The organism is Epibacterium ulvae (assembly GCF_018678075.1).
In the GTDB taxonomy this organism is placed as follows: domain Bacteria; phylum Pseudomonadota; class Alphaproteobacteria; order Rhodobacterales; family Rhodobacteraceae; genus Epibacterium; species Epibacterium ulvae_A.
Window position 1 is genome coordinate 155,973 of sequence record NZ_JAHHIR010000035.1, and the last position, 18,327, is coordinate 174,299.

Genomic DNA, 18,327 nt, shown 5'->3' on the forward strand with positions numbered 1-18,327 from the left:
ATAAATGGGACTTTCAAAAACCTGTCGTTGCATCCAGCCATAGCCCCTCGGTGGGAGCGGGTCAAATTTCACGCTGGCTTTTGGCGACACTGATACGCAGCCGTGCAGAATTTTCGAAATTTCTGGTCAATTGTCTCTTGCAGAGCCCAAATCAATACGGTAGGAGCACCGCCAATGCCCCTATAGCTCAGCTGGTAGAGCAACTGATTTGTAATCAGTAGGTCCGCGGTTCGAGTCCGTGTGGGGGCACCATTCTTCTCCTAGTTGCAACACCGTAGTCTTGCCCCAGGGGTAATTTGACGTCGTATTGCGATGGGATCCTTCTCACAAAAGACTTCGCTTGAAATCCGAACGATCTTGCGATCATGTGTGAAACAAAAGGTGAACGACAGGGGGCGGCATGGCTCGGCTACAGATCAAAAATTCAACAGCGCGTGCGCTTTGGCTAACGTCGCATGGTCTCGCGCAGACACCGACGGGTACGTTGGATGTGTTGCAGATGATCCAACAACTGGGGTTCGTGCAGCTCGACACCATCCAGGTCGTCTCGCGGGCGCATCATCATATCCTGTGGAGCCGCAATCAGAACTACCGCGAAGAGATGCTGGACCCGCTCTTGCGTCACAAGCGACAGGTGTTTGAGCATTTCACTCACGATGCCTCGGTCTTGCCGATGGATGCGTTGCCCATGTGGCAGCGTCAGTTTCAGCGCAAAAAGGAACAGGTCGGCCGGTCCAATTGGTTTTGCAAACATCTCGACCCCGATTTGATTGCTGAGGTGCTGCGCCGGATCACCGAAGAGGGGCCTTTGTCCACGCAAAACTTTGACACCAAGGTTAAAGGCGAAAAAGCCATGTGGCAGCGGCCGCCCCACAAGATGGTGCTCGACTACCTTTGGTATTCTGGTGAACTGGCGACATCTCACCGCGATGGGTTCAAGAAGTTCTATGATCTGGCGGAGCGGGTCTTTCCGCAGGACCTGCCGCACCTGACTGACCGCCAACAGGTTGACCACCTGTGCCATGCTGCCCTGGACCGGATCGGTTTTGGCACATTGGGGGAGATCCGCAAATTCTGGGAAGCGTGCGAGACGTCTGAGGTCAAAGCCTGGGCCGACAGCAACACGGCAGATCTGGTTGAAGTCGACGTGCAAGGTGCCGATGGCAGTTGGACGCCCGCGCTGGCCTGTGCGGAGATTGAAGAGCGGATCAAAGAACTGAAAGACCCCACCACGCGGTTGCGGATCTTGAACCCCTTTGATCCCGCCATTCGCGACCGCGTGCGTCTGGCGCGGTTGTTCGGGTTCGACTACACGGTTGAAATGTTCGTACCCGCCGCCAAACGCAAATGGGGCTATTATGTCTATCCTCTGCTGGAGGGCAGTAAATTCGTTGGCCGGATCGAGGCCAAGGGCGACCGCTCAAAAGGCACTTTGACATTGACCAATTATTGGACCGAAACAGAGCGCCTCAAAACGCCCAAACGGGCGGCCAAGCTGGAGGCCGAGCTGGCCCGATTGGCGAAACTTGCGGGTTTGGGCACAGTGGATTGGGCCGTAAGCTGACCTCAATGGACCTGTGACCCCAATTGAAAAGGGCCCGGTGCAGCATGCTGCACCGGGCCCTTCTGTGATGTTACATGCGGGTCACGCTAGCCTTTCGCTGGGCGCTCCGCAGCGCTCAATTCGGCAAAGCTTGCGGCAAAGGCCTCGATATCTTCAACCGAAAGACCGTCGACGGCATCCCATTGCTTTTGGTTGTATTCTTCCGTCTCAAGATCGGTCCAGAAACTGTCGTTGAGGCGGTTGATCATGTTGAGCATCGCGCAGGCCATGGAGATTTCGACGATTTCTGTATCGGTGAAATTCTCTTTCATGGCGGCCCACACTGCCTTGTCGCGTTGGGCGGTGTTCTTGGTCATCGCTTCTGACCAGGCAATGGTCGCGCTGTCACGGGCGTCAAACAGCGGGCTGGTTTTACAGCTGTCGTCCAGCATCGCCTCAAGCTCGGGTTCGGAAATGCCAAGCCCCAGACCAAAGACCGTTGTATGCGCGGTGCTATATTCGCAGGCATTGGTAATCGAAGTTTTGATGCAGGCTAGTACACGCAGGCGCGGGTCTGTGCTGGCACCCAGATCGGGCTTGACGCACCGCGGCCACCAGATCGCCGAACCATCGGGCAAGGTAGGGGCTGTGAGTGGCCAGAATGCGTTGCAGGTTGGCTGTGCGCCCTAGGAATTTGTCCGATCCGTCAAAGATCAGTTTTGCGGTTCCGGTTGCGTCTTCGTGGATTGTGCCGGTTAGTCGTTGTGACATGGTCTCCCCCAAATTCGTCGCGTGTCGCTCGATAGATTTTTGGCGTTTTAAACCTCAGAGATATGAACGGTCCGGCGGTCTTCGGCGGAACGCGCGATAGTTTCCAGGATCTCGATATTGTGGACCAGTTCTTCGTTGGTGAAAGTGTAAAGCGCCTCTCCCAACATTGTCGGCGGCGGGTAGAATTTGCCGCCGAGCTATCCGAACTATTGTGGCACCTGGATCGAAATCACCGGCACCGAAGGCGTCTTGACCCTGAATGACATCAGCCGTGACAACTGGCTGAACACGGTCAAGGACGGCACGCGAAATCCCAAGTCGACCATGCCTTTGCTGGGCAGACGGGCCCAGAGGCGCTGCACTTCCTCGAAGCGGTGCCGTTGGACGGCAATGTCATGGTAGACCTCGAGCACGCCCGCATGGTGATGGAGACCTACTCCACGGCGGACGTCTCTGCCGAGGTCGACGAGCCTGTGAAGCTGCCATTGTCAAACCAATCGCTGGCGACATTGGTAGACCTCAAGGGCAGCTAAATAATGCCCGATTAGACCCCAGCCATAGGGGTGAACCTGCAAAAACGACGGCCTTCTCCTTGTCGTATCTGAGCGCCTTACCGGGCGCTCATTTTCGGGCATTAGATGCCGGGATCAGCGTGTTACTGACCCGGTGGGTCTGTCTGAAGTGCTGTATCGACAACGGGGTCGCGCACCCATTGGTACAGCCAGACTTCCGACAGCTTCTGCGCCTCACCGGCCACATGAGCCGTCAGCTCAATCAGATCCGCATCCTGTCCATCAACATCAAAGAACAGCCGCCAGCGGTTGGCCGTGTCGTCGATCTTGTGCAGCACCACGTTGGAGAACTCGCCGGCGGATGTCGCCACAACCGGCACCGGTTCCGCATCGGCTGCCATCTCGCCCAAAGCGCCCCCTTCGAAGTCGATCACAAATTTCCGCAGATTGGGGTTGGTCAGCGGCACGCCGGAGGGGCCACCGACGCCGGTGCGGGTGCTTAGGACATAGGCCAGATCTGAATTCACCAGCGGGGGCAGGGCACCCCAGTGCATTTTGTAGCTATAGCTGCGCGTGTCGCCTGCTTGGGGTGCGTCCTCTGGGATCCAGAACATGACGATATTGTCGTCAATCTCCAGCTCTGCCGGGATCTCAACCAGACGTACGCTGCCTGCGCCCCAGTCGCCAACAGGCTCGATCATCACCGAGGGTCGGTTGTGGTACTGGGCGCCTGCGTCTTGGTAGTCGTCATAGGAACGGTCGCGCTGGATGAGGCCAAACTGCGCCATCTCCGTGTCCGGGAAATAGGAGTTGGATACCCGCGGCGGGTTGTTCAACGGGCGCAGCAATTCATCGCCCGAGGTCAACACCACCTTCAACGCGTCTGTGTCGTGAACCTGTGGGCGGAAGTCATCAAACCGACGTTCGGAATGTTCAGAAAAATAGAACATCGACGTCAGCGGCGCGAGGCCAAGCTGTTGGACTGCATTGCGGAAATACAGCTCGGCCTCCACTTCGATCACCGTGTCATCGCCGGGCTTGATCACAAACCTATAGGCCCCAGTGACCGAGGTGCTGTCCATCGCCGCGTAAATCTCCAACACGTCCGTTTCGGTTTCGGGCTTCACCACCCAAAAGGCCGAGAACCGCGGAAACTCTTCGGGGCCACCCAACCATGTATCGATGGACAGGCCGCGCGCAGACAGACCATAGCTGTTGCCCCGACCAAGTGCGCGGAAATAGCTGGCCCCAAGGAAGGTGATGAGCTCGTCATATTTTTTCGCACTGTTGAACGGCGCAGTGACTTTCAGCCCGGCAATCCCCGGCAGCTCCGCATGGGGAGGAACCCGGCGTTCCAGGGCGTTGCGATATTCAAAATCATCGGTGGAAAACGCCATCGGCGTTGCGGTGCTGTTGGAAATCTCAAAGATCTCAACAGGTTCCTGAAACAACCAGCCTGGGTGAAAGGCCTGCAGCCGAAACGGCGATCCGTCATTGCTCCACCGCGCGGCCTCGGGCAGGAAATAGATATTGCGGTAGTCGTCATAAGACAGCTGATCGAGAAAACCTGCAAGTTTCGCAGGGGGGGTATCCGGCATTGCCGATTTGGCCTTCATGTAGGATTTGAGCCAGTCAAACGAGAACGGTTCTGCCTCAGCTGTTGTTTGCGCCACGGAAAAAGAGGGAACGGCCGTGGTGGCCAAAAGCATGGCAACAAAGCTGCGTCGGGTTAAAGAGGGTGCAAACCGCATTTCGATCGGGCTCCGATTGGGATCAGGACGTGTCCAGAATAACAATATCAGTTTCGCGCCGGTCCTTAAGTCACATCCACGCAGGAAAACTGACACTCATGGGGCGCACACCCTGCCAAATCCGCAAGGCGCGACCGGAACCGGATGCCCGGTTGCGATATCAGGCCTGGGCCGTCCGGGGCAACGTAGCTGCGCCAAACGGCGGGGGATTGGCAAAATGCCGCACAGGGCAGGAGCCACGATGTTGGTGCCGGCCTCAGCGCCTTACTCTCTTGGCCAGCGCGGCTGTCAACAACACGGCGATCATAAGGAAACCGGCGCCTCCTATCCAAGCGATTGACAGCGAGTAGCTTTCCGCAAGTCCACCAACGGCTATTAGACCAGTTGCCGCACCAAACTGTTGCACAAGGGATCGCAGTGACAGCAGTGTGGACCGTTGATGGTTCTCGACACAGGCATGCAGAATGCTGCTGGCGGGCGTTTCCGTTGCGCCAAGGACAACAGAGAAAAATATGAAGATCCCAACAAAACCGACAATGCCGCCCTGAAACGCCAATACGATTTGGAGAGTTGCGAGACAGGCCGACGCCACGCAAAGCGAGACGGCATTTTGGCGTTTGAACATCCGATTGATGTGGGGAGATAGCGCCGCACCAATCGCGATTGAGAAGAAGTACACCGCCGTCAGAGCACCAATTGCAGTGTTGGCGTAGCCTTCGTCCAACATACCTTTGACGTGGGTGGGCCAGAGCACTTCGACTGGGTTCGTTGCCATTAATACCAACGCCAAGGCAAGTAGAAGCACCGAGAGGGTCGGATGTTTCAAGGCAAGGAGGCTGGTTTCCTTGATCACTGCAGGTACGCGCGTAAACCCTTGGCTGAGCGCCTTGGGATTCAGTGGGCGTGGCTTTTCGGTGATGGCGACTAGAGTGAAGAAAAACAAACCAGTCATCATGATCAGGCTAGCGGCGTAGGACGTATCGTAAACGCTGAAACCATGCCGGGTTGCGACGTCACCGAAGGCATCAGGCAACAGGCCCCCACAAATTGCACCAAAAGCCAGCCCCATGGCGTTTGCCCATTGGGCTTTGGCGAGCGCAGCTTGAATATCGACGTTCGGGGCCATGACCTTGAACCTCTCAACGAACCATGCGTCGAGCGTTCCCGAGCGCAAGGCGCGACCAAAACCAATAAAGGCGAAGGAAAGAGCCAAAACGTAAAAATCGTTGGACGACAAAAAGATAACCAGCGAGATCAGGCTGGCAACGACCGCTGTCAGGAACACGGGCTTGCGTCCTATGTTATCGGCGAGCCCGCCAAAGGGCAGTTCCATCGCCATGGTTGTGACTGAATAAACGCCAAACAGAAGTGAGATCTGGAAAAGATCCATATCACGGTCGATCAAAGTCAGCGCCACGACGGCCACCGTCAAGCCCATCGCAAAACGGTCCAGAAACTGCTGGACCTGAAAAACGCGAATGTGGCGTTGCGCGACGCGGGTCAGTTGGCGGAAGGAAAATACGATCTCAGCAGGCATGGTCGGCTTCAGAGAGCTTCGCGTCAGAGAGGGAAACGTATTTCGGTAATCTTTGCCTGTTTAGCCGGGCCACCGCAATCCAGCGGCCCGCGCTCAGCCCTTGTCAGCTCTTATAGTCGGGGCAGATCTGGTCCAAGAGCCGCAGATGCGCGGCCCATTCCAGATCAAGATCGTCATCCTCACCCATGGGGCTGTCATATTGCTGGGCAACGTGTTTGGCCAAAGCATCTTCAACCACACGCAGGGGGCGGCCCATGGAGAGAGTGGCCACCTGAATTTCGCAGGCGCGCTCCAGATAGAACATATTGTTGAACATCCGCGCCGCAGTTGCGCCGGTGGTCAGCAGCCCGTGGTTGCGCAGCACCAGCGCTTGGTTGTTGCCAAGACTTGCGACGATCCGGTCCCGTTCTGCGAGATCCAGCGCGATGCCTTCGTAGTCGTGATAAGAGACACGATTGTAAAACTGCAGTGCGATCTGGTTCAGCGGCAGCAGACCTTCTTCCATGGTTGAGACCGCAACGCCTGCGCGCGAATGGGTGTGCATGATCCAGGCCGCATCGTGGCTGGCGCGATGGACGGCTGAGTGAATGGTAAATCCAGCCGGGTTCACATTATAGGTAGAGGGTGCGATCTTGTTTCCGTCCACGTCGATCTTCACCAGGTTCGACGCGGTGATCTCTTCCCAGCGCAGACCATAGGGGTTGATCAGGAAATGCCCGTCCGCGTCGGGCACCCGCGCGGTGATATGGGTATAGATTAGATCGGTCAGGCGAAAATGCGCGGCCAGCCGGTAACAGGCGGCAAGGTTTACGCGCGCCTCCCACTCCGCTTGGCCAATCCCGTTGGGGCGCTGGGTCTGTTCCATCGATGAAGCCTCCTTGGCCGCAGCAACTGCGGTGTCAAAATTCGATTTGCGGTTTCACATGCGCACGCGTTTGCGGCACATTTGGCAGCGCACAGAGCATTTCATAAAGGTATTCCGCAGCGATAATAGCGGTATTGCCGCTTGTGTCGAAAGAAGGGGCAACTTCCACCAGATCCGCACCCACCAGATTGAGCCCCGCGCAGCCCCGGATGATCTCTAGCCCCTGCAATGTGGTCAACCCGCCGACCTCTACCGTGCCGGTGCCGGGGGCAAAACCGGGATCGAGACTGTCGATGTCATAGGATAGATAGACCGGCGTATCGCCGATACGCGCGCGAATTTGCGCCATCAAGGGTTTGAGGGATTTGTGCCAGCATTCCTCGGCCTGGATACAGGTCCAGCCTTTGGAACGGCCCCAATCGAAATCCTCGGCCGTGTAGCCGGTGCCGCGCAGCCCGATTTGAAAGACCTTGTCATTGTCCAACACCCCATCCTCATGAGCGCGTCGGAAGGGGCAGCCATGGGCGATGCTTTCGCCAAACATCTCATCATTGGTGTCGGAATGGGCATCCACATGGATCAGGGCGACGGGTCCGTGTTTCTCGGCCACCGCGCGCAGGATCGGCCAGGTGAGGGTGTGATCACCGCCCAGCGTCAACGGGATCGCACCATGGGCCAGCACGCCTTGGTAATAGGCGGTGATGATGTCGACGGATTTCTTCAGATCAAACAGGTTGATCGGCACATCGCCAATGTCTGCCACCTGCAAATGCTCAAACGGTGCGGCCCCGGTTGCCATATTATAGGGGCGGATCATGCGGCTTTCATCGCGGATCTGACGGGGACCCAGCCGGGTGCCGGGTCGGTTTGAGGTTCCGATATCCATTGGGATGCCGACGAAACAGGCGTCGAGCCCGGCGGCCGTGTCTTGGGTCGGCAGCCGCATCATTGTGGCCGGACCACCCACGCGCGGCATTTCATTTCCACCAAGGGGTTGATTGAAATTTGGCATTAGACTTCTTGCACCTGTGTTTCGAATGAGAATTGGGAAGTGGGGACAGCCAGTGGCTTACCTCGAATTGCGCGGGCTTCTGTTTTGCCAGATCAAACGCCCCAGGATCACAATCGTGACTAGCACGATCAACACGACAGACAGCGCTGCCACCGCCGGATCCACATTGTCGCGCAGCCCCATCCACATACGCCGGGGCAAGGTGATCGCCTTGATCGAGGTGACAAATAGGGTGACGCCGATCTCATCCCAGGACAGCACAAAGCTCAGCAAAAAGGCAGAGACCATGCCAAAGCGGATATTGGGCAATATCACCGCAAAGATCCGCGTCCAGACCGGCGCCCCCATGGACCGTGCGGCGAGATCGATTTTGCGGTCCACCTGTGACAGGGCCACCATGATGATCACCACCGCATAAGGCACCACCATCACCGTATGGGCCACGGCAACGCCGAGCCAGCCGTCATAGACCACAAGGCTGTTCCAGTTCGAGACGGTGCGCAGGAAGTAATACAGCGTCAGTGCCGAAACCACCGGCGGCGCAACCATGGGCAACAGCGCAAGACCTGCCATCACCCCGGCAAATCGGGGGCGCATCATCCACAGCCCCATACAAAATGCCGTGGCCAGAAGCGTCGACAAGATCGCCGCCGTCACCCCCACCTGCAGCGACAGGGCGATGGCGTCCCCCCATTCGGGTTTGGTCCACAACGCCTGGTAGTGGCGCAGGGACAGGCTGTCCTTGGGCAGGCTGAGAAAGCGTTTCGGGGTGAAGCTGACGGGGATCACCGCCAGCAACGGCAGCAGCAAGAACACGGCGGTCATCGCTGCCAATGCGGTGGCAAAGGGGCCTGGGCGCAGTCCGGTCATGTGGTGGATACTCCTGCGCGTTTGATCAGGGCGACAAGGAAGGCCCCGATGGAGACCATCAACAGCGCCGACAGGGCTGCGGCCAGTCCCCAGTTGGGAATTTGGAAAATCCGCAAGTAGATCAGTTCGGCAATCATCACGCTGCGCCCACCGCCCAAAAGGGTCGGCACGATGTAAAAGCCAAGCGAGAAGACAAAGACCAAGAGCGCCGCACCCACGATGCCGCTTTTGGTCATCGGCACAAAGATCTGCCAGAAGATCCGCATACGGGAGGCCCCCATGCCACGCGCGGCCAAGATCACCCGGTCATCGACCGACCGCATGGCACTGGCCAGTGGAAAGACGGCAAAGGGGATCAGGAAATGCATCATGCCAATGACAACGCCGAATTCATTGCGCACCATCGTCAGCGGTTCGGCAATGATGCCAAGGGATTGCAGCCAGCTGTTGATCAGGCCGCGATTGGACAGAAGCGACAGCCAGCCAAAGGCCCGGCTCAGCACCGAAAGCCAGAAGGGGATCATAATCGCGAGCTCCACCAGCACCCGCGTGGCGGTGTTGCCTTTGAGCCAGAGCAGCGTCAGCGGATAGGCCAGCACCACCGCCAGAACGGTGACACAGAGGCAAACACGCAGAGTGCGCCAGATCACGCTCCACACCAGGGGATCCCCCAGCGCAGCACTGTAGTTTTGCAACCCCGGTTCCGGCGTGGTGACGCTTTGCAACATCACCCCACTCAGCGGCAGCAGATAGGCAAGCCCCAGAAACAGCAGTAAGGGCGACAGGAGAAGAAGTCTGGACATGAGGCATTGTGTAGCCGTCCGCGCGTTGCCCCGCGAACAGCTCCTTTCATCAGGCGGAGATCACACCAAGGTATGCATCAAGGGCGGCGCCATAGTTTTCCTCATACCAGGCCATATCCAACGGAGTCTGCTGGGCAAAGTTCTTAGGATCTACAGGGTTATAGAACTTGTCCTCATCCGGGATTAGCGCGTCTGCGGCCGGATTGGCGGGGCCATTGCCCAACAGAGCAAACAGCTTGGCCTGGGCTTCGGGCGCTTGCGAGTAGGCGATGTATTCCATCGCGGCTTTTCCACCGGCCGGGTTGTTCGCCAAAACGCCGGTAGAGCCCGGCGCGATAATGCCCTCGGCCCAGGTCATGGCCACCTCGCCCTCGGTGTCGCGATCCAGCAGCATGGCGCGGGTGTTCCAGATGATCGCCATCGACACATCGCCGTTCAACAACAACGACTGGCTTTCGGCGCCACCACCCCAGTAGGCGCCGATGTGCTCTTTGAAGCCTGCGATCTTGGCATGGGCGCGGTCCATGTCCAGCGGATACAGGTCCTCGGGCGCAACGCCATCGGCCAGAAGCGCGGCCTCCCACATGCCCACACCCCATTTATACAGGGCGCGTTTGCCGGGGAATTTCTCGGCGTCAAAGAAATCCGCCATCGAGGTCGGCGGTGTGTCGTATTTGGTTTTGTCATAGGCAATGACGTAGCTGTAGAAATAGCTGTTGGCGGCATAATCCCATTGGAACCCATCGCGCAGCTTGCCGGGGTCCACGATCTCCCAATCGATGGGGCGCATCAGGCCCAATTTGCCAAGCGCCTGACCGGAGAAGGGATCGCAATCGACCAGATCCCAGGTGGGATTGCCACTTTCGGCCTGTGCCTTGATCGAGCCTTCCAGGGGACCCGAGCCATCATACAGAACCTTCACACCGGTTTCTGCCGCATAACCTTTGCCAAAGGCCTCGGACATGGCCTCGATCGCATCGCCGCCCCAGTTGACAAAAACCATCTCTTTGTCAGCCGCATAGGCGCTGCCTGCGGACAGGCCAAGGGCCGAGGTGCCCCCCAAAAGCGCGAGGCCCTGCAAGAAGCCGCGGCGTGAAAGTTCACCCGATTTCAGCTTCTCTTTCAACATCATCACTTGGTCTTGCTGGAAGTGCTTGTGCATTTTGATACCTTTCTGTTGGAGGGCTGATCAGAAGATCAGACTGTCTTTGGCGGCCCAGCCGACCCGGATCTGATGCCCAGGTTCAGCCGCGCTGCTGAGGTCTGCGGTCTTGATGTCGATCACCAGGGGGCTGCCATCCGCAACCGAGCTCAGCTGCAACCGCGATTGCGCGCCCATATAGATGCGGTCGGTGATCACGCAGGGTAGGCCGATCTGGCTGCTCTCTGGTTGAAGCGCCAGCTTCTCGGGGCGCACCGCAATATGGCGGGCAGATGCGGCCGGCGCCTCTGGCAAGGTCACCGAGAAATCGCCGACCTTGGACACTGGTCCGTCAAAAATGGCCGGCAGGACGTTGATATCGCCGAGAAACTCCGCCACGAACCGGGTGCTGGGGCGTTCATAGACAGTTGTCGGATCCGCCAGTTGCTGCAGTTTTCCTTGATCAAAAATCGCAACCCGACTGGACAGGGCCAGTGCCTCGCTTTGATCATGGGTGACAAAAACAAAGGTGGTGCCCATTTTGGCATGGATCCGGCGCAGCTCGTCCTGCATCTGGCCCCGCAGGTTTTTGTCCAGCGCGGAAAACGGTTCATCCAGCAGCAAAACCGGCGGTTCATAGGCCAGCGCACGGGCCAGGGCGACCCGTTGTTGTTGCCCCCCCGACAGGCCAGACGGGCGTTTGTGCCCATGTCCCGACAGGCCAACCAAATCGATCATATCCGTGACCCGGTCGCGGATCTCGGACTTGGGGCGTTTCTGCACTTTCAGCGGGAAGGCGATGTTCTGTTCGACCGTCATATGGGGAAACAAAGCATAGCCCTGAAACATCATGCCAAAACCACGGGACTCTGCATCCGCATGGGTCTTGTCGAAGCCATTAATCTTCAAAAACCCACGGGTGACAGCTTCAAACCCGGCCAACATCATCAAAAATGTAGTCTTGCCTGATCCCGACGGCCCCAAAAGGGTCAGGAACTCGCCGGGCATGATCTTCATAGAGACATCGCTCAGCGCGGTAAACGTTCCGTAGTCTTTGCCTATGTCGATGGCTTCGATGGCGGGTTTGCGTGCGGACAAGGTTTTGTATCCTGCAGTTTGCTGCGGTTACAAAATTGTGCGCGGTAAATTCGGCTATGAACAAGTGAAACATATTCACGGCTATGACAAAGAAAATTTGTCATAGCGGCGCGCATCCTATTCCCGCCTAGATTTCAGGCAGAGCCTCTTTGATCCAGCTCACAAAGGCGGCAACTGTTGCATTTCGCGGCCGATCTCGGGGCACAGCCAGGTAATAGGCGTTCTGGGTTGCCAAACGATCGGGGAAGGGCCGCACCAATTTTCCGCTCAAAAGATCTGCAGAACAGACAAATTCGTCACCCATCGCGATCCCCTGGCCGGCCAACGCTGCCGAATAGGCCAGGTTCATATCGGCGAATCGAATGCCTTTGCGCGCCCATTCCTCGGGCAGGTCAACCATCCGCATCCAACTGCTCCACTCCCCATAGTCATTAAGGTGTAGCAAGGTGGCACGGGCCAGCGCAGCCGGGGTTGCCAGCCCGTCCAATTTATTCAGATAGGCCGGGCTACACAGGGGGGTATAGGCAATCTCGCGTAGCAACTCCAATGCCACACCGCCAGAGAATTCGCGCCCAAAGGAAATGAAAACATCAACTTCCGGGTTGCTGACGTCGTCCAGACGGCGCGGTGTTGTTAGGTTCAGATGGATGTCGGGAAAGGCCGTATGAAACCCTTCGACCACGGTGCACAGCCAATGGCTGGCAAAGCCGGGTGGGCAGCTGACGGTTAATACGCCGCTGGGGCCAGAGGTAGCGGAACGTGCGGCGGCATTATTCAACGCGTCCAATGCTTTGCGCACATCTAACGCATATCTGCGCCCCGCCGGGGTCAGCGCAAGCTTGGTTCCGACCTTGTCACTGATCGGAAATCCAAGGTCACGCTCCAATTGGCGCAGCTGATGGGTGACGGCGCTTTTGGTCAGGTTCAGCTCTTCTGCGGCCTGCCAAATGGTGCCGAGACGCGCAAAAGCTTCCAGCGCCCGCAGCGCCTGGGTGGAGGGGACCCGTTGCATAAAATGACCTGTTGTTCGGGGTGGTTGTCCGGTGAAGACTAAATTTATTTGCCGTCAGCTGCAAATGAACTTCTGGGGGCACGATCAAACCTGTCCTGCAACCAATCCGCAAATGCCGCAGCCGGCGCGGTAAACCCTCCCGGGGCGGGCGTGATCCAATAGGCCGCGCGCGCCGGGATCTCCGCCTCAAACGGGCGCAGCAACCGCCCGGATCTGAGCGCATGTTCAGACGTTACAGCATCGCCCAGACACAGGCCCAACCCCGCTTCGGCGGCGGCATACATGGCCAAAAGCCCAGAGAACACCACGCCCGCGTCCTCTACCTGCTGGGGCTGTCCCGCCATCTCTAGCCACTGCGCCCAATCGGCATGGGTGTCCAGATGCAACAACATGTCCGGCAGGATTGCATCCGCCGTCAACGCTCCGTGTTTGTGCAGAAAATCCGGACTGCAAACCGGGAAGAAGGTGACATCAAACAACCGCTTTGCCCCGCGTGGCGGCGTGTCGGTGAACACAATGCCAAGGTCGCAGGCGGGCACTTCCTCACCAACCGCGACGCTGCGCATCTTGAACGAGATCTCGGGGTAGCGGTTCAAGAAATCCGACAGGCGCGGTGCCAGCCATGTGGCGGCAAATCCGGATGTCACCGCAATCTCAAGACGGCCCTTGGCCTGATCCAGACCATCATGCGCGTCGTGCAAAAGAGCCAGCGCCGGGCGGATCGCCGCAACATATCGGCGCGCCTCACCCGTCAGGGCAACACCGCGCCCCTTGGCGATGGTCAGCGCAAATCCCAACTGCGTCTCAAGCGCCTTCAATTTATGGCTAACGGCGCTTTGGCTCAGATGAACCTCTGTCGCGGTTGCGCGCACGGATCCGGTGCGCGCCAAGGCGTCCAAAACGATCAAAGCGGATATTGGGGGTAAACTCATCTATTTCATTCATCATTTTGCGGAAAAAATATCAATAGATTTGCAAAAATATAATCAGTAGCGCTGGAGAGACGACTTCAAACCCCAAGGATACCTCCATGGACGCGAGCTTTTCCCGGCGAAAACTGTTGGAGCCAGCCGAGCTTCGAGACTTGAACACCCGATCTGACCTGCGCGGATGGATGCAGATCCTCAGCCATGTTGGCGCGATTGCGCTGTGTGTGGTGCTGCATGCACTTGCCATGGGCAGTTATTGGGTGCTGCTGACCGGGTTCTGCCTCGGGGTGTTGTTGAACTTTCTCTACGCAGGCCAGCATGAATTGTCCCATGGAACCGTCTTTGCCACCCGCCGCGTGAATGAACTTTGGGGGCGGCTGATCGGCTTTGTCATGATCTTTCCGCGCGATTTTGATCAGGTCATGCATTTCGCTCATCACAAATGGACCCAGGATTGGGAGCGCGACGGCGAATTGGTACGCGAACCCTATACGTTGACGACATATCTTCTGTGGGTCAGCGGTGTTACTTATTGGCGGAACCGGGTGTTTGGCGTTGTGCGCCGGGCGCGCGGCGTGATTGTGGAGCCCTATATTCGTGCCGATGAAGAGGCCAAGGTTATCGGCGAAAGCCGCATCCATCTGGCGCTCTATCTAGTGATCATCGCCGTGTCGCTGGCCTTTGGCAGCTGGGCCTGGGCCACGTTTTGGATCATCCCCATGGTGCTGACAAAACCGGTACACCAGCTGCAAAACACCATCGAACATCTGGGCCTCAGTCATGAGGACAACATCCTGGAAAACACCCGCAGCACCCGTACCAACGGGTTTATCCGCTGGCTCTGCTGGCAGATGCCCTATCACACGGCGCATCACACGTTTCCGTCGGTGCCATTTTGGAAGCTGCGCCAACTCAACGACAAGATCGAACAAAAGATTGGCGGCGATGTCTGGCGCATGGGCTGGATTGAGTTTCAGATCGAAGTCATCAAAAAGCTCAGCCAAAAGGACGAAAGCCAATACCCCATGAACGAGGTCTGGGTGGTGCCGGTCAACGGGCGTAGCATGCGGGTGGACGCAGAATGAGCCGCACGCTTGAGATCTATACTTCGCTTTGGGCCATGCAGCCTCATGATCCAACCGGTGTAAAATTGCCCTATGACCACGTGGTCGAGATGGTCGCCGACGCCGGGTATCACGGGATGGCGCTGGATTTTGGTGCCACAGCTATTGACGACGTCAAACGCATCCAGCCGATGATGGCGCGCGCGGGTCTGACGCCCTTTTTGGTGGATTTTCCCAAGACCGTCGAAGCCCTGCGCCCGACTCTCCAGATGGCCAAGGACTTTGGCGCGCCCTTTGTGGTGGTCATCGGTCAGGTCATGCCGCTGAGTGTTGAGGGCATGATCCCGATCATTCGCGCCTGGATCGAGATGTCAGAACAAGAAGGCATGCCGATCCTCTTTGAGACCCATCGCGACTGCATCACCAATGATCTGTTTTCCACACTGTGTCTGCTGGATGCGGTGCCGGAAATGCGCCTGTGCGCCGATCTCTCTCATTATGTGGTCGGGCGCGAAATGGCCTGCCCGTTACGCCCGCGTGACGGTGAACATATGAGCCGTATCCTGGCGCGATCGGACAGTTTTCAAGGTCGCGTGGCCGGGCGCGGTCAGATCCAGCTACAACTGGACTTTCCGCAAAACCAAAAATGGGTGGAGATGTTCAAGACCTTCTGGCGCGAAGGCTTTGACGGTTGGCGCAGCCGCAATTCGAACGGCACCTGTATTTTTCTGTGTGAACTCGGCCCACCCGATTACGCCATGACCGGCCCCGATGGGCGCGAGATGTCGAACCGTTGGGACGAAGCATTGCAGATCAAATCCTGGGTTGAAGAGATCTGGCAGGAACTGGAACAGAGCTGACATCGCCAACCAGGATAGTCAAAACGCAAGAGGGGCAAAGACCAGCTGGTCCTTGCCCCCGTAGTGCTCGCATGCCGTTTGATTACTGGTCAGACGGCTCTTTGGCTTCCCGCATAAACGGGCTTTCGTCCAGCACCTCGTATTCAGGGTTAAATTCGCCCTGCTCGTGGGCGTCGGCCATATAGCGGAAGGTTTTCACCGACATGCGCATCAAATGATCGCCCGCTTTCATGGGCGGGTACTTCGCAACGGTCTCGGGCGTTTTGAACTTCTCGAGCGGCTCGACCACGGTGTGATAGTCCAATCCGAAAAACAGCGGCATGGAGTAGCGTTCTTTGCCGGTGTTATAGACCCGGTGCTGGGTGGATTTAAACGCGCCGCCGGACCAGGTTTCAAAGATGTCGCCGATGTTGACGACAAAACAGCCGGGAATTGGTGGTGCTTCGACCCAGACGTCCTCGGCATTCATCACCTGTAGTCCCGGCGCGCCGGTCAACAACAGGGTGAAACATTCGAAATCTGAATGGGCGGGGATGCCTGTGATCTCTTTGGTCGCGGGCAACTCATTTTGGATATAGCGCAGCAGGCGCAATTGCGAGGTGGGATAGGTGATATGCTGCGTCAACTCTTCGGGCTCGATCCCAAGCTCCAGCGCCAATGCATCCAACAGGCGCAGGCCCAGGTTAAAGGCCGCGTCATAATAACCTGCAACCGTGTCTTTCCAACCAGCAATATCCGGCCAGACGTTCGGCCCGGTCATGCGCCAATTGGCCAGATAATCTGGGTGGTCGTCGGGTGCTTCAAACGACATGTCCCAAGCTTCGTTGAAATTGATCGACTTGGGAAAATTGGCGCCGTTTTCTTCGAACGGCACATAGCCGCGGTGGTGGGTGGTGAAACCCGACCAGTATTTCATCTTAAAGCGGCGCGATTTTTCGTGAAATTCCTTGGACGCCGAAAACAGGGCATCGATCTGCTCCTGCGGGATTCCGTGGTTGGTGATATAGAAAAAGCCGGATGTCCGGGCCGCATCCCCCAGGGCGGCGGCCACTTTTGCCTTGTCGTCTGTATCGCCGGTGAACAATCCGGCAAGATCGATAACGGGAAGGTTTGCATCCTCAATCGTGAGCGCACGCTGGTCTTCAGAAATGTCGGAACGCATGTGTTCAGTCCTCTTTCAGTCCGTATGACTGAGTATTCCCCACAAGGCCCCGCCGACTGGCCCTCTGCTCTGCGACGGGACGGGGAGAGCCCAGAGCCATGTTTCACCGTCTAGGCTCTGGAGCGTAAAAAGAATGGTTACAAATCTTCAGCAACACGGCGGTTTCGCCCAAAACTTAAACAATAGTAAATATGTTTGACGAGTTTTCGGTCTTGTGACTCACGGCAATTGAACCCGCCGTTGCAGCGTAAAGGCACAAGGACGCGGTGAATCACGTCGCGCCACCACTCCGCAAAACAGGGGAAAATCGTCATGACAGGGATGAACCGCCGCTCTCTTTTGAAATCCGCCAGCAGTGTTGCAGGTCTGGCCGCTGCCTCTAGTGTGATCGGCTCGCCGCTCATTGCACAAGAACGCAGCCTGAAAATCGGCTCCTACGGTGGGTATTTCGAAGACAGCTTCAAATCGCATGTCTATCCGGCCTTCACAGAGGCGACGGGGATCAAAGTGGAAAGCGTCACCCAGCCGAACTCAGCCGATTGGTTGGTGACAATGACCCAAGCGACACAAGCGGGCACCGTGCCTGCGGATCTGTCGCTTTATGGTCGCGCCACTATGATCAAGGCGTCGCGCGTGGGTGGCCTCTTGTCGCCGCTTGATGTCAAAGCCATGCCCGCCACCAGCAATATGGATCCCTATTTCGTGTTTGAAGACACCACCGGCGCCATCGGTGTCGGCGCGATGTCGTGGTTCACGTCGATGGTCATCAACCCCGAAGAAGTCGACGCGCCGGCCAGCTGGGCGGAATTCTGGGACAGTTCGAAATACGAGGCCTCGCTGGGTCTGCCGCGCAACTTTAACGCACTGTTCCTGGATATTGTGGCGGCAACCTTCTTTGACGGGGCTGAGACTTTTAGCACCAAAGACGGCATCATCGCCTTGGTCGAAAAAGCTGCTGAGATCAAACCAAACGTTGCCCTGTGGTGGTCTGCCGAAAGCCAGATGGAACAGGCGATGAAAAACACCGACATCATCGGCGGGCAGTATTACCTGGATGTGTCGAACCTGATGGCGCTGGACGGCTTCCCGATCCAGGCGGTCTTCCCCAAGGAAGGCAACCCACAGGATTATGGCTCCTGGTGTCTGTCATCTTTGTCAGACAAAGGTGACGAAGCGGCCGCGTTCATCAACTTCACCTCTGACCCGGCTGTACAAGCCTTGATGAGCCGCAAAATCGGCACCGCACCATTGGTGCCGCAGTCCAAAACCGATCTGACGGATGAAGAGTTCGCATTTGTATCGGGCACGCCGTCGATCAAACCCGCCTATGAGGCCTATCTCGACAACGAGACCTTTATCAAAGAGACATGGGACAAAATGCTCGCGGGGGCATAAGC

The 18,327-nt window shown here is 57.4% G+C and carries 17 protein-coding genes and 1 tRNA gene; 6 read left to right on the forward strand and 12 right to left on the reverse strand.

Translation table 11 applies throughout. The features are described from left to right. Positions 1-176: 176 nt before the first annotated feature. Positions 177-252 (forward strand) — tRNA-Thr (locus KMP13_RS10000). 247 nt (positions 253-499) lie between these two features. Beyond that, positions 500-1,564 carry a winged helix-turn-helix domain-containing protein gene (locus tag KMP13_RS10005; RefSeq protein ID WP_251363782.1) on the forward strand — a complete coding sequence of 355 codons (1,065 nt, stop codon included), beginning with the start codon at positions 500-502 and terminating at the stop codon, positions 1,562-1,564. Positions 1,565-1,650: 86 nt separating this feature from the next. Here KMP13_RS10005 and KMP13_RS10010 read toward each other — a convergent pair whose 3' ends face one another. Next, positions 1,651-2,181, reverse strand: coding sequence for a carboxymuconolactone decarboxylase family protein (locus KMP13_RS10010; protein WP_215265709.1), 531 nt, complete (start codon positions 2,179-2,181; stop codon positions 1,651-1,653). 528 nt (positions 2,182-2,709) lie between these two features. Between KMP13_RS10010 and KMP13_RS10015 the strand changes: the two genes are divergently transcribed. Then, a complete protein-coding gene (locus KMP13_RS10015) occupies positions 2,710-2,847 on the forward strand; it encodes a hypothetical protein (protein ID WP_215265710.1) in 138 nt (45 codons plus the stop codon). A 122-nt stretch (positions 2,848-2,969) separates the two neighbouring features. Here KMP13_RS10015 and KMP13_RS10020 read toward each other — a convergent pair whose 3' ends face one another. The 10 genes from KMP13_RS10020 to KMP13_RS10065 form a co-directional block, all read right to left on the reverse strand. Then, complete coding sequence (locus KMP13_RS10020) at positions 2,970-4,577, reverse strand: glucan biosynthesis protein (protein WP_215265711.1); 1,608 nt, start codon at positions 4,575-4,577, stop codon at positions 2,970-2,972. Positions 4,578-4,833: 256 nt separating this feature from the next. Next, a complete protein-coding gene (locus KMP13_RS10025; RefSeq protein WP_215265712.1) occupies positions 4,834-6,114 on the reverse strand; it encodes an MFS transporter in 1,281 nt (426 codons plus the stop codon). A 103-nt stretch (positions 6,115-6,217) separates the two neighbouring features. Then, positions 6,218-6,979, reverse strand: a complete 762-nt coding sequence (locus KMP13_RS10030) for a class II aldolase/adducin family protein (RefSeq protein WP_215265713.1) — start codon at positions 6,977-6,979, stop codon at positions 6,218-6,220. A gap of 34 nt (positions 6,980-7,013) precedes the next feature. After that, the gene (gene speB / locus KMP13_RS10035) at positions 7,014-7,991 is read right to left on the reverse strand and encodes an agmatinase (RefSeq protein ID WP_215265714.1); all 978 of its coding nucleotides are present in this window, start codon (positions 7,989-7,991) and stop codon (positions 7,014-7,016) included. A 57-nt stretch (positions 7,992-8,048) separates the two neighbouring features. Beyond that, a complete protein-coding gene (locus KMP13_RS10040; protein WP_215265715.1) occupies positions 8,049-8,861 on the reverse strand; it encodes an ABC transporter permease in 813 nt (270 codons plus the stop codon). Then, positions 8,858-9,664, reverse strand: coding sequence for an ABC transporter permease (locus KMP13_RS10045; protein WP_215265716.1), 807 nt, complete (start codon positions 9,662-9,664; stop codon positions 8,858-8,860). The genes KMP13_RS10040 and KMP13_RS10045 overlap by 4 nt, the downstream gene beginning before the upstream one ends. Positions 9,665-9,713: 49 nt before the next feature. Further along, positions 9,714-10,826: an ABC transporter substrate-binding protein gene (locus tag KMP13_RS10050; RefSeq protein ID WP_215265717.1), complete on the reverse strand. Its 1,113-nt coding sequence runs from the start codon at positions 10,824-10,826 to the stop codon at positions 9,714-9,716. 27 nt (positions 10,827-10,853) lie between these two features. Further along, on the reverse strand, positions 10,854-11,903 hold the full coding sequence (locus tag KMP13_RS10055; RefSeq protein ID WP_251363783.1) for an ABC transporter ATP-binding protein: 1,050 nt from the start codon (positions 11,901-11,903) through the stop codon (positions 10,854-10,856). Between the two features lie 127 nt (positions 11,904-12,030). After that, on the reverse strand, positions 12,031-12,915 hold the full coding sequence (locus KMP13_RS10060; protein ID WP_215265718.1) for a LysR substrate-binding domain-containing protein: 885 nt from the start codon (positions 12,913-12,915) through the stop codon (positions 12,031-12,033). 44 nt (positions 12,916-12,959) lie between these two features. Beyond that, complete coding sequence (locus KMP13_RS10065; protein ID WP_215265719.1) at positions 12,960-13,847, reverse strand: LysR substrate-binding domain-containing protein; 888 nt, start codon at positions 13,845-13,847, stop codon at positions 12,960-12,962. Positions 13,848-13,945: 98 nt separating this feature from the next. On the opposite strand from KMP13_RS10065, the gene KMP13_RS10070 reads away from it, so the two are divergent. Next, the gene (locus KMP13_RS10070) at positions 13,946-14,929 is read left to right on the forward strand and encodes a fatty acid desaturase (protein ID WP_215265720.1); all 984 of its coding nucleotides are present in this window, start codon (positions 13,946-13,948) and stop codon (positions 14,927-14,929) included. After that, positions 14,926-15,768, forward strand: coding sequence for a sugar phosphate isomerase/epimerase family protein (locus KMP13_RS10075; RefSeq protein ID WP_251363784.1), 843 nt, complete (start codon positions 14,926-14,928; stop codon positions 15,766-15,768). The genes KMP13_RS10070 and KMP13_RS10075 overlap by 4 nt, the downstream gene beginning before the upstream one ends. Positions 15,769-15,850: 82 nt before the next feature. Here the strand turns inward: KMP13_RS10075 and KMP13_RS10080 are convergent, their stop codons facing one another. Further along, positions 15,851-16,930 (reverse strand): isopenicillin N synthase family dioxygenase, encoded by a 1,080-nt coding sequence (locus KMP13_RS10080; protein WP_215265721.1) that lies wholly within the window; start codon positions 16,928-16,930, stop codon positions 15,851-15,853. 312 nt (positions 16,931-17,242) lie between these two features. On the opposite strand from KMP13_RS10080, the gene KMP13_RS10085 reads away from it, so the two are divergent. Beyond that, positions 17,243-18,325 carry an ABC transporter substrate-binding protein gene (locus tag KMP13_RS10085; protein WP_215265722.1) on the forward strand — a complete coding sequence of 361 codons (1,083 nt, stop codon included), beginning with the start codon at positions 17,243-17,245 and terminating at the stop codon, positions 18,323-18,325. Positions 18,326-18,327 lie beyond the last annotated feature (2 nt).